The organism is Acidovorax sp. KPB24-03 (assembly GCF_057546605.1).
Genome location: NZ_BAAJYR010000880.1, coordinates 1 through 684 on the forward strand (window position 1 = coordinate 1; position 684 = coordinate 684).

At 71.2% G+C, this 684-nt stretch carries 1 protein-coding gene; it reads right to left on the reverse strand.

All coding sequences use genetic code 11. The features are described 5' to 3' along the window. The coding region (locus tag AC27KI_RS26590; protein WP_487116878.1) for an ABC transporter permease subunit at positions 1-684 on the reverse strand (684 nt) is incomplete at both ends.

The window sequence follows — 684 nt, forward strand, 5'->3', positions numbered from 1 at the left end:
CGCGGCGAGGCGCCACACCAGGCCGGCGGGACCGGTCTGCCACCAGTGGCGCACGCCGCGGCGCGGCTGGCCCATGGACTGGGTGATGCGGTCCAGCGTGATGGCCAGCAGCACGATGCCCAGGCCACCCACGGTCGCCAGGCCCATGTCCAGCCGGCCGATGCCGCGCAGCACCATCTGGCCCAGGCCGCCCACGGCGATCATCGAGGCGATCACCACCATCGACAGCGACAGCATCAGCGACTGGTTGATGCCCGCCATGATGGACGGCATGGCCAGCGGCAGCTGCACCTTGGCCAGCAACTGCAGCGGCGAGGCCCCGTAGGCCCGGGCGGCCTCGATCAGGTCGGGCCGCACCTGGCGGATGCCCAGATTGGTCAGGCGCACCAGCGGCGGCAGCGCGAACACGATGGTCACCACCACGCCCGGCACGTTGCCGATGCCGAACAGCATCACCACCGGCACCAGGTACACGAAGGCCGGCGTGGTCTGCATGGCATCGAGCACCGGTCGCATCACGCGCTGGGCCCGGTCGCTGCTGGCCAGCAGGATGCCCAGCGGCAGCCCGATCACCAGGCAGAAGGCCAGCGAGGTCAGCACCAGCGACAGCGTCACCATGGCCTCGGGCCAGATGCCCAGCATGGCCACGAGCAGCAGCGAGACCACCGTGCCCACGGCCAGCGC